This is a genomic window from Gardnerella sp. DNF00038 (assembly GCF_049262855.1).
Lineage (GTDB): Bacteria > Actinomycetota > Actinomycetes > Actinomycetales > Bifidobacteriaceae > Bifidobacterium > Bifidobacterium vaginale.
Genome location: NZ_CP058407.1, coordinates 1,307,440 through 1,325,567 on the forward strand (window position 1 = coordinate 1,307,440; position 18,128 = coordinate 1,325,567).

Below are 18,128 nucleotides of genomic sequence, written 5' to 3' on the forward strand. Positions count from 1 at the left end.
TTGATTTTAAAAAGACGCTTCACTCAAAATTTCGTCGCGCGTTTTACACAATGCGTGAATCTCGCGATTTTCCGCACGCGCCTCGCTAACGTAGTAAAGAGTGGCGTCAATGCATCTTAAATCAACGTTTGTTGCGCGCGCTAGCAGCATCCTATACCAGTCGAGCTGCTCTAGTTTTAGGCGAATATCTTCCGCGCTTTTTGGCCGCTTTCCCGTCTTCCAGTCAACGATTGTGTAGAGTTTTGTAGTATCGCTAGCGTCTAGTCCTCCTGCAAAAACAGCATCCAAAGTGCCGTTGATGATTCTATTTGCAAATTCCGTATTATCGATTTGCATTAAAATCGGCATTTCTGCAGCTAGCGGCACTCGTTTTGCCCAACGCGATTCTATAAGCCGTTGCTTCCATTGATTTAATGCGCAGCTTTGCGAATCTGAATCTTTGCAACTTTGATTAAAATCATCTATAACTTTTTGTCTGTTTTCAGGCGTTTTTTCTAACGATATTCCATGTTTTACAATGTTTTTCCACTCGTAGCATTCACAAGATTCGCTCGGTGTTGCTGAGTCTACAAACTGTTGCGCCCAAGCGTGGAATTTTGTGCCCAGGTTTGCATCTATTGAAGGAATGGACGGGATTGGTCTAATGCAAGCCAATAGATTGTTGTAAACGCTTGTTTTTGCATTTTGTGCGATTTTACTTATTTTTTGCAACGATGTTACGTTTAGTCTTGATCCGCTAGATATTTTATTCACTTTTTCGGCTAATTCTTCTAGCGAATAGTCGCAGTCATTTTGTGATGTTAAGTCCGCGTCTTGTATGAAAATTTTTGCCTTATAGAGCAACGATTTAGGGTTTGTGTTTATGGATGAATCGTATACGGATTCTAAATCAGAATCGCAGTTTTCTACGAGTTTTGCTGATTCTATTAAGGATTTTTCTATAGTACTGCTCAACGTACAAGGCCATTTAAGTGTTGGCTCTAAACTTGATGAGTCAGACTGAGGCGCGATTTTGCTAAATTCTGCAGCAAATTCCTGAGCATCGTCTCCAGCTATAAAACCGAAAACATCCTGTTCTTCATATTCTTCAGATTCTTTCGATTCTGTTTTATTTTCCTCATTTGAATCACAGCGTTGGCCTTCGATAGCTCCATTGAGATTTTTAATAGCATTTATTGATTCGTTAAGAAACACTGACGCACTGCGCTTTCTGCCACTTTGAGCGCTATCTCCAGATGTAGCTGATCCTGTTAAAAGAGCAGCGAACTTTGCGCGCGTAAGAGCAACATACATAAGGTGACGCTCATCCATGTGAAGCTGAATTCCGCGCTCCTCACTTTGCGTAAATGGCATAGAATCAACGTTTTGCTGGGATTTATACGCGTTATACACGCGGCGCGTTTCTTCGCTCAAAAAATCGCCAGAATCCGAAGAATCGCAAGAATCTACTTCTTTAACTGCCTCCGCAAAATCGCACAAAGCTTTGATTCTATCTGGCTTAATCTCGTCAAAAATCTTTTGCACACTATCTAAACTTTGCATTGCTTTTTCTGGGTGCATTGCCTCCGCGCGCGTGACTGTATGCGGAAAATGCGGCAAAATGTTGGCATCCACGCGCAACGCAGAAGGTACGCTTGCACCAAACTCAATCGGTATGCGAGCGCTTGCCTGCCCATTATCATCAACTTTTAGCGAATCTCCTTGATTACTTGGAAAAGCGCCCTCATTTAGCCCAACTACAGCAACAGCAGGCCATTGCAAACCTTTGGATTGGTGAACTGTCATTAGCACGACTTGCGCTGGTTCTGTTTGAGACGAAGATGAAACAGAGGATCCTGACTGAGAATCAAGATTTTTTGCTGAGTCAATCCAGCTTATTAGTCCGCGCAAACTTACGTCCTGCCACTCGCCCATTTCCTGAATATATGTTTCTACAATTGCATTTAGCGAATCTAACACACTACGCATGTCGTCCAGTATGATTTGGTTGCTAAAATCCTTGTATTTTAAGGCAGACCCCACTGCTGTATCTATGTCTACATTAAGAGCTTGAACAGCGGCTTGCATTACGTTTGTTAGCGAGTTTCTTTGTATGCCTTCTACATTATGGAGGATTTTACTAAGTCTTTTTACTGCATCAAACCCTCTAATGCTAAGTTTTTGCTGCATTTGATTAACCCACTGGTCGTTTTTTGTGGAAAAATCACGCATTATTAGGTCTGCTAAATAAACTCCGCCATAAATATTTATGACTTGCCCAGATATTTCCCCACTATTCGCCTTGTTTCTAAGATTGCGAACGGCAGAATCCCACTGACTTTTAGGAAGATCTGCTTCTAATAATCCTGCCGACGAGTAAATGTTGTAAAGATATTCCGTGTTTGCGCTATTTGCGATTGCAGCTAATGCGCTCAAATCGCTAGTAGATAGCGCAAAACGCGGTGTGGCTAAGAGTCGCATAAGTGAGTTTGAGTCGCTGTGATCTTGCACTACTTTTAGTAGGCTTAACACATCTTTAACTGCTGGCTTTTCGATTAACGATGAGTATCCTACTATGCTTGTTCTTATACCTGCTGATTCTAATTTTTCAGCATATTTTGGCATATTTGCTTTACTTCTAAATAGTATTGCCAATTGTGGTTCGCGCGATACGTGAGATACTTGCGATCCTTGACTTTCCTGCTTTTCTATAATTTTTTGCGCAAATCGCACTACTGCGTCGATTTCTTCTGCTTGAGATGGCATAAATAGCGCTGCAATCGTGCCATTTGGCGCATCCTCTTTTGGCTTTAAGGTTTCTACTTGCACTTCGCGATCATCAATGCTGCTAAATCTACGACTTGCGTTTTGCGTTGAATTATCGCCATTTTCTCCGCGCATCGGCTCAGTTAGTGCGTTTGCAACTTTTAGTATAAAAAGCGAGTTTCTGCGTGTAACAGTTAGCGAATATTTGTTTTGCTCGTTTATATTAAAGTCTTGTTCAAACTTGCAAAAAGCTCCAGTTGAAGCGCCTCTAAACGAGTAGATTGCTTGGAATGGGTCTCCTACTGCCATAACGTGTGTACGCTTTGACGCCGCAAAATCGCCATCATTCTCCGCATCATTCTCCGCATGAAACAGCGTGTTTATAAGCATTGCTTGCGTTGTAGAAGTATCTTGGTATTCGTCTAAAAGAACTTGCGAATATTGATTCCTGTATTGCGCACAAATCGAAGGAAAATGTGTAACCAAATAGTAGGCTGCGATTGTAAAATCGCTAAATTGTGCCATGTTTACGCGCTTTTTTTCAGCGTCAAATTGCAAAACAAGATCTAACAGTATGTCTCTTTTTACACATGAGTTGTATAGATTCACGCAGAGTTGCAAGCATGAATCATCCCAATATTTTTCGTATTTTTTACACGCTTGTTTAAATTTTTCTGAAGATGTTTTTGTAACGTCTTCCGCACTCATTCCAGCAGTTTTTTTGACTTTTTTGTATTTTGGTATTGCTGGTGATTTAGCAGGTAATGGCGATTCGACTTTCTTGTTTCCTATGACATTTTTTAAGTGTTCTGCAAATTCGTTATTCCACTCTCGTATTTTTTGTACTGCTTGAGGCACACTGGAACAAGTGTTTCCTTGCGCGTCTACACCTATCATTGAGCATGATATTTCAGCACAAAGTTTCATAACATCTGAACATAACGTGTCAAAATCATATAATTTGTTTAAATTTTTATTGTGATTTTGTGGATTATCTAAATATTTTCCGATTATACTTTTTATGATTTCCATCGCGCCAGCATCGCTTAATGGCATTGTGTTTTGATTAAAGCCAACCAAAAGCCCGTATCTTCTTACGATTGATTGAAAGAACGCGTCGTACGTCATAACTTCTGGCTTTAAGAATGACTTTGCGCCATTTGCACCGCTTGCGCTAACCTCCGCCGAAACGCGACTTAGCAATTCCGCAGCCGCCTTGTTTGTAAAGGTTAATCCCAATATGGACTCTGGCGGAACTTTGCTTTTAATTAAATGTATTACGCGGCGAGTCATAGTGTATGTTTTGCCGCTGCCAGCTCCAGCAACTATTAGCACGTCTTGATTAATCGGCGCTTCTATAACGTTTTTTTGCTCTAAACTTGGAGCACTATTAGGTGTGGATTTTACGGCGTTAACGTTGTTATTATTCATTTTTACCTTCAATCATTTCGTAAACCGTGTCCACTTTTCCAGCGCAACCAGGACATACATCTAAACATCTGCAATGATTTTTATGGTCTGCTTTTGGCTCAACAACAAAACTGGTTGACTTAACAGCAGAAGCAGCAAAGAATACTCGAGATATCATCATAAGAGACCATTTTGTTCTCATAGGCAGGTTTACAAAATCCGACCACGCATTCTGGCTCACACCGTCCGCAGGATTTTGCGCATCAATATCTGGAAGTTCGTAAAGACGATTATCATCCGCATACCTGTATCGACTTATCAGTCCTTTAGTGCTCAACGCGCCATCAGCACCAAACAAAGACGGCTGACAAATGTTTTCTGCAACACCATTATCTTGCGCAGGAGAATCTTTGTATACAACGTGAAACAGCGCACTTCGCGCGATTTTTGTATGCTTAAACTTAAGCAATTGTTTAACGTCTTCAACGTTTTCGTTACAAAACACAATCCCAAGCTGATAGCAGATAAGTTGTAAATCGTTAAACACCTGCTGCGTTTTAGGAACTTTTCCTGTTTTATAGTCGATTAAGCGAATTTGTTCCGTATTGTCATTTAACTTTCTAATTTCCATGCGGTCAATTCGACCTTGAATCCTCACTCGCAAATCGCTAGACGCGCCATTTTGCCATCCGCCTACTAAGAATCCCATTATTGAATAAAGATCTTCCAAGCTTGTTTGCGTTTTAGACGCACGATTATAGGCGTTTAAAATATCGTCGAATCCAAAAGTGGCATTTATATTGCACTCACAATAAGCATGTTCAAGATTCCCCAAATCGACGTCTGCAATTGTAGGTTTTGCAGACTTCGACCTTTCTAACGCTGGTAAAATATCAGTAACCACACCGTCTTCATCTTTTTTTGCCATAATCGGGTAGTTTGATCCAGTTAAAGAACCTACAAAATATTGAGCAATCGTATAAAGCGCTCGTCGAACATTTAAATCATTTTTTATAAAACGATACCGGTCTTTTACGTCTGAAATATTGGAATCGCTTGGGCAAATCGAATAATAATGCTCAATCATAGTGTTTGCAACATCGTCAATCGCCTTTTTTTGTAAAGCGCTTATAGATTCAAACGAAAAATCAAAGTCAGGAAATTCGCTAACTTTGTTATTTTTAATCGCAGCAAACGCTTGCAATTGTGGATATTTTTCGCGTAAATACTCGTTGTCTAAATGCTCATCTTGACTTGCCCATCTAGCAGTTTCGTGAATAAGCGTGCCGAATTGTGCTGCCGTTCCTCCACGTGTAGGACCTGCAAATTTTCGCTCTAAAAGACAACAGACTGGACATGACCAAAGACTATCCACCATTGATGGAGATAGTGTGACTAAGTTTGATTTTGATTCGTTTTCAATAGATTTCTCTTCGGTCTTAGAACCGTAATTTTTACGAATAAAATCCCAATTTTCTGGATTTGCCGAATCCACTCCATTATTTTTCAAAAGATTCAACGCTGTTAAAGCATCTTTAACAGTAGGATTTCCGTCTAAGTTGTGACTATTTTCTGATTCATATATTGCACGCGCTACTTGTGTTCGCGCCGAAGCAACAAGCCCTCTAGGATCCGCATCCATTACAGCAAAATCTTCACAGAAATCAGTGTATTCACTACTTCCATCCGCATTACGCCAATATATTTCTGGCAAATAGTAGTAGAGAAAATCAGAAGGAACACAATCATCACTATTAACCGCGCTTATAAATAGATGACGGTTGGCGCGCGTAATCGCCATTAAAAAGCTTCGCTGCTCTCCAGTAAAAATCGCTTGTCTATCGTTTACGCAAATTCCAGTAGGATTAGCGTATTCATCTAATAATGATGAATTTTTAGAATTATTAGATTTAAGGTTTACTGAGCCGAAAATCCTATTATTTAACACCATGTTTACTAGAGTTTCTGACCCAAACATTGTGCTTCGAGCCGCAGTATTTGGCCAAACTCGCTGCTGTACGGCTGGAATCCACACATAATCCCAGCGAGAACCAACCGAGCCAGACGGAGTTGTGAGCGTTACAGAATCAGGAGCAGGAGCAACACTGGCAAGAGAATCAGCTTCAATTTCCATTTGACGAACTTGATCAATAAACTGTGTGATTGTTGGTGCCGCTGCAGAATAGTCGCCAGCAACCGACGACTCGTAATAATCCGCACGCGAATCTATGTAATTAAACGAATTAGCATACTCAAATAATCGCATAGCAGCATCTAGTCTATCGTTTGCAAGACGACCTTCATCGTTGTTTTTAAGCGCTTGAATCTGCCACTTTTTAGCGCAATTACAAAGATTCCACGCCTGCCCAAGTATGTAACTAGCCTCGTTTGTTTCACTATTTTGAATTTTTGCTAAATCTTGTTTTAAAATCTTAGACAGTTTAGACGTGATTTTAAAAACGCGCATTAAAGTACGAAGATGAACACTGTTTGGGCGCATTTTTTGCAAAACAGAAAAAATTTCTGTAGTTTGATCAGATTGAGTTTGGTTAGCTGGTGACTTATCAGCTGGTGACTTATCCAATAAATCAGAATCGCAGGAATCAACACTAAAATCATCACAATCCATTGATTTATCAATAGCACAACTATCAATAAGCGCTTTAATTATCAGAAGATAGCAGGAATCAACACTAAATCGCGTGGAATTAGGGTTTGGATTTGAATCAAAAATACGATTGTCGAAGTTAAAATTAGCATCCAAACCATCATTCTTAGAATCAGTCTTGTTTAAAAGCTGATTTTGCAGTAAATCCCACTGTCTTATAAGAACACTAAGAGGGGAATTTTCCTTAGATTTAACCATGTCACTAAGAGAAACAATGGAACGCATAAGCGCTTCTACAGCACTTAAATCAGCACAATTATAATTATCTGAATCTATCAGAGGACTATCCATTATGGTTTTTATGCGACTTTTCACAAAACGCGCAATCGAAGAAATAGTGCGAATTCCTAAAGATACGTCTTTAGCTAAATTATCCACGCTATTTTGGCTAAATTGCGCCAATTCAATAAGCGCAAACAGTGCTTTTATAAACGGCTCTTCCCTGAGAGCACGAGTAACGGACGAGTATCGCACAGGAACACCATCTTTGCGAAGTCGCTCGCCGAAAGCACGAACAGTAGCATTATCGTGAGCAATCACAGCCATATTTTTCCACGGGATTTTGTGATCTAAGTGAGCGCGTTTTATTTGCCAAATAACACAATCCATTTCTTCGCGCGCAGTACGATACAAGTCGCCAGAAACCGAAGAATTTTCTGTTTCTTGCGAATTTGATTCGATTTTTTCTATAGGAAAAGCGCCTTTAACATTTGCCATCTTCCAAGCCCTTCGGGCGATAGGCATTGGCGTTGGCATAAGCGAAGGGATTGAAAGCGAAACCCTGGACGAAAAAAGACTCAGTGGAATTGAGCGACTATTTTGTTTTAGCAAATCTGAAGTATTTGAAGAATCTACATAGTCATTGGAATCATTGTAAGACTCAGCTACACCGTCAATCCTGTAGTCACAAATTTTAAGTACCGCTGCTTGCATAATACCATGCTGAGCAGCTTCAACCACATAATCTGGGTATGATCCACGGAAGGATTGCACAGATTCGTCTGGGTTTGCCGTTAAAACAATACGAACGCCCAAACTAGATAGAGACTCAAGAAATGCAAGTCCAGCAAGTGTTACATCATGAAAATCATCTACCACCAAAAGACGTGGAAGTGAACATTTAAGCGCAAATAATTCTTTAGAAAAATCCTTTGAAGAGTCAGCTGAATAGTCGCAAGCAACCGACGATTCTTCTGTATTATCATCATATAAACTCTTAAAAATCTCATTCAAAATTTGAACACCGTTAGCCAAAAGTTTAGAAGAATCTAATCTAAAAGCATTTGGATATTTTTTCCGCACACAATCCGCATACTGACTACGAAGTGCAAAAGCCAAATTCCATTGCACACGCAAACGATTAGCAATGCTAGAAGATTGCAAATCCGCCTGCAAAGTTGCAAGCAAATCGGAACTAGAGCCGGATTGCAAATGCGACTGAAAATTAAGGCTATTTAATATTTGCAACTCTGCAGATTCGCTTACAATTCCCATTTCGTCTAGTCGAGCGAGCATATCGCGAAGTTGATGAATGAAAGCACTATTTATTGGCAAATCCTGAGTATCTTGAGCATTATAAGCATTATGCGCATTATGAGCATTTTGTGCATTCCGATAATCTGTAGAGTCGAACGAATCCATAAGATTATCACTGTTTTGCAACTGCGATATTACGTAAATCCAAGAATCATGTGATTTATAATCACCATCTTGCAAAGATTTAGAATACTCTCCAGAAAAATAATCGTTAAAAAGCGAGCAGATTTTGCAATCACCGCTATCGCCTTGCAAAACATGATTAACATGCATTCGCACTATTTCGCGAAGAATCGCATCTTGTTCAGCGCCGTTAAGCAATTTAGGAGATGGTATTCCAAAAAGCTTATTTCGTGCGGAAATCAGGCTGAATGCAAAAGCGGAAAGAGTGCCAACTGGACGAGACTGGTATGAAACACCAAGATTGCTTATTACGTAGTTAGACATGCGTGCGGCAGTTGCACGATTCTGGGCTGCGGCGATAGCAAAATCAGTGCGAATCGCATGTTTGAGTAAAAGCTGTACGGCTTCATCGTATTTAGAGTCCTGCGTATTCTTCCAATTAGCTCGCAAACCGCATAGAAGAGCGTTTAGAGCGAAACTTGACTTTCCAGAATTTGGAGCGCCAAACACCAACAAAACATTGGTGTGGCGTTCGCTGGTGTTTTTAAGACTGCCATCAAGCAACGATTGAACAGCATCTAGCGCAGAATCTTCCGTACACATGAACACAATTCTATCAACTGGCGCGAGCTATTCTTCCGCTTTTTGTAGCTCTAAACGGCAAAATTAGCAACAAAAGGCGGAAATAGCGATAGCGCAGATTAGCTGCGCTAACTATTGTTGACTAAAAAGTCGCGTAGTGCGAGCGTTTTTAATCGCAAGAAATGCTATTCCAATGCCAATAAAAATCAGCGTAAAAATGGCAAGCAAATAAACAACACCCACTCCAAGCGTTGTGGAATTAAACGTGTTTGGCGCAAAACCAAACCATCCTGCAGGAGCCTTGTAATTCAAAAAATTGTACGGCGCTGCCATAGCATGCTCTCCCCATCGCACGCCAGCAAACTCGCTTAAACACACAGCGTACGCAACGTAAGTGAGCGGCGGAATCGTAGCAAAATAAACGTGCGCGCGGCTGGACTTGTACTTGTAATCAAAAAGAACAAAGTCAAAAATCGCAAGCAGCGGCGTTATAAAATGCACGCATAAGCTTGAGCACCCATTGTTCATGTACGCGCCAACAAATCCGAGCTTGTTTGTAGGAGCCAAAAAGCACAGGTACAGCGTAAAAGTGACGGCGATTGAAATCGTCATCATAAATTTAAAAATGTACCATGCGTTTGGCTTTGCATCCACCCAGGCTCCAGCGCGCTCACTCTGTTCATCGCTTTTAGATTTAAGCGCACTTCGCGTGTCTAAAATCAGCGAGCCAAGCAGCGCAACACAAATCATCAAGTTAGAAAGATTCGTAAAATACGTTAGTGCCATTGAATCCCAAGACATTGCCATTCCGTAAATGGACGAAACTATTGCAATAATTCGAATCATGGTTCTTGTAACGTAATCTTTGCGCGCCAAGACTAGTGTTTCGCTCATTCTTATCTCGCTTTCAAATAATTTTTAACTCTCATCTATGTTCTTCAATGTTTTACATAAATAAGATTTACTATACTTGACTCCGATCTAGGAATAGCAAAACGTGCAAAATTTAATGGCGATTTTTGTAGATAAGGCCAAACAATCTCCTGCAGCGCAACGGTTCTGCCGAAACGTTGCAATGCTTGCTGTACGTTAACTCGCCACTAAATCCGTTTCCGCTAAGCACAGACGCCAACCATCCGCGCCTACCGAATGCGCCCGACGCGATGAAGAGTGCCATTAATATGCCGAACAGGAAGGTATACGTAATAGCAGCGTTTCCACCAGTAAACGGCAGCGGAATCGGCGACACGTTGATGCCAGTAATCTTTATGTAACCTATGATCGGAGCTGTTTCTTTACTCTCATCATAGCCAACGCTCTTATTATCTGACTTATCTTTTGTCTGCGCGTATACGGCGTAAACAGCCGTATTGCCATGCGTGACAAGCATCTGCTGCAATTTGTCAGAATCTACAATTGCGTTTCCGCTATTATCGCGCTTCAAAATAGGCGTGCAATCTTTATCTTGAGGCTTGTTATTGTTCATCCAACGCACGCATACTTGAAGATTCTTCTCAACTACGTCTCGAGAATCAAAATCATCGCTAGCATCTACTAACAATTCTTTGCCGCCCACTTTACCGTTAGTGTCTGGATTACCTGTGAAAGTGAACTTAATGTCATTAGCACTAACCTCGTAAGGTTTAGCCATAGTCGAAGATTTAAGCAAACCAATAGATTCAGCTTTAGGCTTTATTACATCAACCGGCACTACATATACTGGAAGAAGTGTAGGCGCAGAGGCAACATTCTTAAAATGAGTTTGTGCATCATAGCCATACGTGTTCTTTAAGCTATTCATTGCCCAACCGTTAGAAAGTGACAAAGCATAAACTGGAGCAATAGCCTTTTTAGATGTTCCTTTTATGTCATCTGCAGTTTCTATGTTCTTATGTCCGCCTAAAACTTTTTCAAGATTAAATGATTCAGAATTGACACTCGTACAATTTGGATTTGCAGTATCGCTACCCTCACACCATTTGTTCACAGTAATATCTTGAGGACTCATATTCGAATAATTATTACCCAATGTACTGTAATTCATGCCATTAGTGTTAGAAACATTTAATCCGCCACCATAGTTTCCATTACCTAATACTAAATCAGGTATATTGATATACTCATCGTTCAGCGTGAAGAAACCAGAGCCATTGCCGAATTTATATACTCTAGTTTTGCCATCAGCGAGCTGTACCGTAACTTCCTTACTACCTTCGCCATTTTTCTTATCTGTACCACTTACAACGCGCAAAGATGGTTGAATCTTCTTAAACTCATCTTCACTCATACCAGATGGAACATTCGGCTTAAGAGTGAGAGCATTCTGTAATTGGTTTAAATCGATGCGCTTGTCTTTCGTACTCGCGTTATAACGGTACACAAGCGATTGATGACCAGGCGCGCCAACCAGTTCAAAGCCAGGGTCGCTAGAACGCTCACCAATATATGGCTTCTTCTTATCCCAAGTAATCGTGTAGTCAGCGGCAGAATTACTATCACTTCGCAGCTTAGCAAATCTTGTTACAATATTGCGCCTAGGCTCTGGCGTTACAGTTCTCCTACGCCATCCGCGCATAAGTATAAACGAATCCTGCTCGCTACCTACATTAGAGTAATTATTGCGTCCATCATCCTGTTTTTGAGGAGCAACATAGTTCCCACGTTTCCACGTAACTTTCGACTCATTTGCGGCAAGAGTATCGTCATCATCATCTAAGCTAGCGTTACTATTGTCTACACTAACACCACTTCTTGTATTAGTAGCATTATCGAGCGAATCGTTATCACCCGAGTCTAGCCATTTGCCTCCTGCATTTCCGTTGCGCAATACATGATTCACAGCACGCTTTTCGGAATCATTCAGAAGCAGTGGATGCACTTGTACTACTTTCTTATTGACTACGACTGGGAAGAATACACAGTCAGACGGTTCACTCCACACCTTTGGAGCCTTACTTTCAGGACGGCATACAGAACTTCTCTTAGAAGACAAAGAGTCAACTGATTGAACACCTCGCATGTCTTCTTCTTTTGCACTATTTGCTCCGTTTTGAGCCTGACTTACATTTTCACTACCTGAAAGCTTCTTCAAATCATTATTAACAGAAGTAGTTTCATTAGCATCATTTGCTAACTCATCCAAATTTTCGGATTTAACGCCAGGCATATCTGACCAAGGTCCGTAAGATCCAGTGCGATTCCTTGCACGCACTACGCTTCCAGGGGCTAGGAAACCTGATGGGAACAATATTGCAGTTTTATCGCCACCAAATGCTGTCTGATTTAGATCATTTGTACTTAGCCCTTCTGGGAACATGTAGCCATCACACAAACTCCACCTATCACCTGTTTTAGATCTACATAAGGCCAATGATTCACTAATATCACTATCATCATTTATACCTGCAGTAGCATCTGCACTTCTACTGTATATTGCATTAGCACCAGCATTCCTTAGCGATACTGTATTACCAGTTTTTGCTGCAGCTTTCTTTGCGCGAGCAAAATACACTACGAGTCGAGTTGCATTATTTCCAGAAATCACAGACACCTTATTGCTGTAATTAGGAGCAGAGGCTCCTTCCCAATCATGAAGCCACACGCCAGAACCAGACAAATCATTATAGTGATTACCATCGTATGCTCGCACAACTGGAGCTTTAGCTACAGTCCAATTGAACTTGAATTTGCCTACTACTGCTTCGTCACTCTTGTTTCCAGAGTCGTCAGTTACTTGCGCAATCATCTTGAAGGTTGGAGACTTCGCAGCATCTTGCCCACGCCATTTTTCTATGAACGCACGCAACAGTTCCCTGTTAGTATTGCCTCCTGTTACAAACCTTACGCGAGGAGCTTTTTTAGTTTTCGGATCTGTTGCACCTTCTGCTTCAATGTCTATGCTCAGAGTATCCTTCAAAGCTTTGCTTACATGCGTAGTCTTATCTGCAACATTGAAATCATCATCCAGTGCAAGCAAATCTACTACGTTGAATAATCCCGACTGCTTTGTAATATCAGTCTTGTTCATATCAATAGTCGTAACAGTTCCGCAAGAATCAGACTTTGTTTTAGTAGGATTGCACTCGCCAAGAAGCTTCTTACTAGGATCGTTAGCATCTTTTACTGAAATCCACGGCTTGTTCTTGTCTACTGGCACGAACCACACGTTAATTACATTTGGCGTATGATCTTTGTCACCCTCGTCTCTGGCCTCTAATTCTCTCCACGGATTACCGTTGAAAATATATAGCTGCGCATGCAAAGGGTATTTGTTACCACTTTTCTTTAGAATAGCAGCACCAATATTAGCTCCAGAATCTTGCTGATTATAATCTTCTCCACCCGGCATAACGTAACCTTGAGGCTGAACAAAATTATCTTTATCAGTAATATTATTTGTGAATATAGTCTGACCGCCGCCAAGATTACTATAATTAACTAAATCAACAATATTAGCCCATTCTCCGCGCGCATTATTTACTTTACGAGCGTAGCCAATTCCATCACCACGATTAGGCATGCTGTTGTATCCACCCCACAGCTTTTCTATAGTTGTTTTGTTAGTAGAATTAACATCATTAGTGTTCAATGGGTATAGTGATGGCTGTATTTGGTTTCTAAGCCATCGGCTTTTCTTTGTGCCTTGGAATAAGCTCAAAGCCTCATTAGTGTTGAAGTTTTTATTATCACCTTGGTTGATGTTGAATCTGTACACCAAATACTGTGAGCTATTTTCATCACGACCGTACCACTTAAAGCCATCGTCTGTGTTACGACCGTTTATTTTTCCACTGCCGTATGACCAATCATAATCTGCACGAATATTAACAAATCGCGTGATTTTCTTCTGCTTTGGATCAAGTACAGTTTCCTGATTTTGATCATCTTTAGTGTCATTGCCTGTACCAGTTGCTTTTACTACTTTAAAAGTCTTTTCTGAACCAGACCTATTTTGACCAGTATTTTTACCGTCAGGAGTTACAGAAAGGCAGATTTTATACTGCTTTGTGTTGTCTTTACAAGAATATTTATCGCTTGTGCCGCCAAGAGTTTTAGTTTCATCTTTCGACCAACCAATTTCATCTTTTCGGTATTGGAACAAACGCGGATTCTTTTGCTTAATTCTATCTATCAAACCTTGTTTTTCGGAAGGATTCAGCTCATACGGGTTCACCTGAACCATGCCATCGTCTGGCCAAGTCATATCTAATGGCAATGGGTCAGAAGATGCATTCAAAGTTGTTTGAAGCTGAGAAGCATTATTGCCAACACCCGCATAAATTCTTGAACCAATCTCTGCCAAATGCTCTGGGATAGTTATTTCACCAGTTTTTGGATCAAATGTTATATCCTTCTCATAAGGCATAAGGTTAGTAAAGTACGAATGATCAGGTTTATCATCGTTAAGCTGTTGCCAATCTTCACCTGCTTGACGAGTTAACATAATACCGTGGCATGATTTATTAGGACAATCACTAAATATTCTGAATGTATCAGTTTCTCCTACAGGCTTCTGCTTTGGCTCACCTCTTTTCCATATGCGAACAGCTAATACTGCAACTTGCTTAGATTTTGTTAAAAGATTAACTTTACCAACGTATCTACCATTTGGCTGTTTTTGCCAACGAACATTAGGAGCAGTAAACTCATCGCCAGTTATAATAAGCTTAATCTTTTTTTGAACCTTATTTCCAGCATCATCCCAAGCATGGAACGTAAACTCTTTAACACCAGAATCATTAGATTTAAGTTCAGGACCATTTGTTTCACTTGTAGTTACATAACCTGATTGATCTGTAGCACTATCAACGCCTACAGGCTTAGATTGATCATATTTATTAAAAGCAGTTGCTTTAAATTGTTCACTTGTTGACTGTATATCTGTTTTATTGTTGTTATCTTTTACCTTTTCCTTGGTTCCCATGTACACGTGTTTATCATCGTGACCAGTTACTAGGAATCTAATTCTGCTGCCAACCGATATTTTCATACCATTTTCAGGCACAGATCTAGGCTCTCCACCATTGATGCTAACTTTTACGTCTATAGTCGGCTTCTCATCATCAACATGCGTAAACACAAGTGGTAATACGCCAGTAGACTCATCCCAATACGTTATTTTTGCGTACTTTGCAGCAACATACACTGGCTTTACTTCTGGCTGTTCACCAAATTGAAGCATAATACGATTTTCATCATTAGGATTAGTTGGGGTTGCGTATTCTTCCTTTACAGGATTTGAGAAGTAGTCTTTTGCAAGTTTCGCATATTTTTCTTTTTCGTCGCCAGTTAACTTTTGGTCAACTGTTTTACCACTAGGCGCATCATAAAGTTTCCAAATATAACGCTTTGTATAATTTAGCGGACTAAGCTTACACTCTTGACTATCTTTATTTTTCGCAGCTGCATCCGCTTGTGCAGACTTATCTGCAGCTTTATCAGCAGCTTTGTCATCATCACCCTTACAAGGATCTACTACGTTTACAACTGGAACTCTTACAGCAACCTTCGTTTCCGCATCTTTCAGAGTGTTAGATTTCTTAAGCGAACCATCTGCATTTGTCCATTCAACACTATAAATGGCGCGATTTTTAATCGCCGCGTTTGCACCAGAATCTTGGCTATACAAATAACTATCGTTAAGCGGATACTCTAAACCATGAGCATCACCAGGAATTTTACCATCCTTAATAGAACCGTAATAAACAGAGTCTTCTGCATCTGAATAATTATCATAGTTGTCAAGATTCTTCTTAGTGTGAGCATCTGGCATATATAAACGCGGATTCAATGCGTGAGCAAATTCATATATTTTACCCTTGTTATCCTGATAATTTACATAATCTGCAGCTTTTCCTAAACTCTCTTTAGAAGACCTATATTTTGGATTATCTTGCCACTCTTGAGTCTGCAGTGGTCTAAACACATCCGCTTGACCAATAATATCGTACTTTACTTTTTTAGCAGAACCCATTTGAAGCTTGTCATTCCAATATTGAACAGTCAAATCGTGTATGCCAAACTTTGAATCTTTTGTATTAATGTTAGTTTTAGGATCTAATGGCTTTCGCCACCATCTGTTTCCACGAGCATACTTGTTTTCTGACGCATTATACTTTGGCAATAATGAAAGCTGGCCTTTAGCCCAAACTGTATTATTACCACATTGTGCTTCAGTATCTTTATCACACACTTCTTGTCTTGTAGGTTGGAATAACAAACTCGTAACATCAATATTCTTAGTATGAGCCAATAATTGACCATTATTGCTAGTAAAAGGACCTAAATGTGTACCACGAAGGAAGGAGTAATGCGGCACATTTATATCTACAAGATTAGGTATTCCATACCATTGCTGATACAAAGTAGTGTATTCGTAAGTTGTATGGCCTGATCCAATACGATAATTTGACAAAGAGTATTTAGGATTCCTATTATATGGATCGCCTAAACCGTATCTTGAAAGAGGACCATGCCAAGTATCTCCATAATAGCTTCCTGCACCATAGTAGGAAGTACTCAGTTTTCCATATTTACCATTATTCGATGTTGTATAGTGAATATGGTAGCTATAAGGTGATTTGCTCTCATCAAATTGATTACGTAATGCAAAAATCTTTGCTCGTGGCTCTTTATCAGTTCCTCGAAGCTCAGAAAAGAGGTTATCTATCAATTTTATATAAGTGTCATTAAATTTTTGAGTACCATCTGGAGGAAGACGAGTACCAGCTTTATGTTCACCTTCACTTGGGAAACCATAGTTACCAGAATGATAGCAGTCAAAGCCGTAAGAATCACATAATCCAAGTTTACGATTGCTATCATCTCTATCCCTTTGAGTTCCACCTTCAAAAACACCAACATTGTCTATAGCATTTGAATTACCAATTCGATACCACGCTTTATCAAGGGTCTCGCCATCGTTAAGTGGCTCTTTTCTAGTGCCCTCATCAATACAAAAACCGTTTGGATTAACCCAATCTTTTGCGCAACCGCGATTCTTTGCATCAAAATGCAAGCGCTCTACATACTGGTCATACTGACCATTACTTGTGTCGAGACTCTGATCTTTAGGAACAACAAAATAGGTCAAAGCTTTAGCAGCACCATGAATGCGCGCACCCATGTTTACAAGTACATCCCAAATATATCCATTACCATCACGTTTAGGAGTACGTTTCATAAAAATGTAATCGTGAACATCGTCAAGCTGAATACGATTTAAAGAATCAACACCATTTTTATTTTTCAAATAAGCTAAGTTACGTATACGTTTTTGCAGGTATGTTCCACGCGGATATGGAGTAAAGTTTGGGTCATTATTCGTATAAATACCCTGAGGTTGATCATAGCCACTATCTTCGCGCCAAGGATTATCTCCACGTTCCATATCAGCACCTTTTGACGCGCGATGACCTGTTTCATCACCATCATCTGTAATGCATTCAGAACGAGCATAATTACGATTACAGCCGGGACGAAACTCCATCCTGCTGCGATCGTAACCCATTTTGTCTCCATTTGAAGATCGTTCTGTATTATTGAATATTTCATTGGAGCGATCCATGCCAAAAGAAGTATAAGATGCACCCTGCTTAGCCATACCTTTGGCAGCGCTCATCATAGCACTGTCAATAAGTCCTTTATCAGACGCATCACCCTTAGCGGCGTTGTTAGCAAGATTATTATTTACGCTTACACTATTTTTCAGCTTTGCAAACGCATTGTTTTGTCCATCGACAAAAACTGGAGGTTGCGATGGCGCAGAAATATCGGCATTATCTGCATCTACATCGGCATTAGGCTTAGCAGCAGATTTAGGCTTATCGCCAGACTTATTGGACTCATGCTTTTTACCATAATTACCAAAGATATCCGCATTCGCAGCAGTGCCACTGTCAGCAGCTACAGCAGTGTTTGCAGTTAGGCACATCGGCAGCCACATCGCCACCGAAATCAGTAAAATAAGAGCAGCCTTAGTCGCCTGCTGAGCTAAACGTCCTATCCAGACGACAACACTTAGCAAAACCGTCCAAATACTTCTCATTTGTCCACCTAAACTCTC

General features: G+C 40.4%; 4 protein-coding genes. All 4 read right to left on the reverse strand.

Annotation, left to right across the window (positions count from 1 at the left end):
- Window positions 1-6: 6 nt before the first annotated feature.
- On the reverse strand, window positions 7-4,176 hold the full coding sequence (locus HXT19_RS05135; protein ID WP_101887698.1) for an ATP-dependent helicase: 4,170 nt from the start codon (window positions 4,174-4,176) through the stop codon (window positions 7-9).
- Complete coding sequence (locus HXT19_RS05140) at window positions 4,169-9,085, reverse strand: PD-(D/E)XK nuclease family protein (protein ID WP_415699076.1); 4,917 nt, start codon at window positions 9,083-9,085, stop codon at window positions 4,169-4,171. Before HXT19_RS05140 ends, HXT19_RS05135 begins: the two co-directional genes overlap by 8 nt.
- 111 nt (window positions 9,086-9,196) lie before the next feature.
- Entirely contained in the window at window positions 9,197-9,958 is a 762-nt protein-coding gene (locus HXT19_RS05145; RefSeq protein ID WP_004114490.1) for a hypothetical protein, read from the reverse strand.
- Between the two features lie 112 nt (window positions 9,959-10,070).
- The gene (locus HXT19_RS05150; protein ID WP_415699077.1) at window positions 10,071-18,110 is read right to left on the reverse strand and encodes a cell wall-binding protein; all 8,040 of its coding nucleotides are present in this window, start codon (window positions 18,108-18,110) and stop codon (window positions 10,071-10,073) included.
- Between the last annotated feature and the right edge of the window lie 18 nt (window positions 18,111-18,128).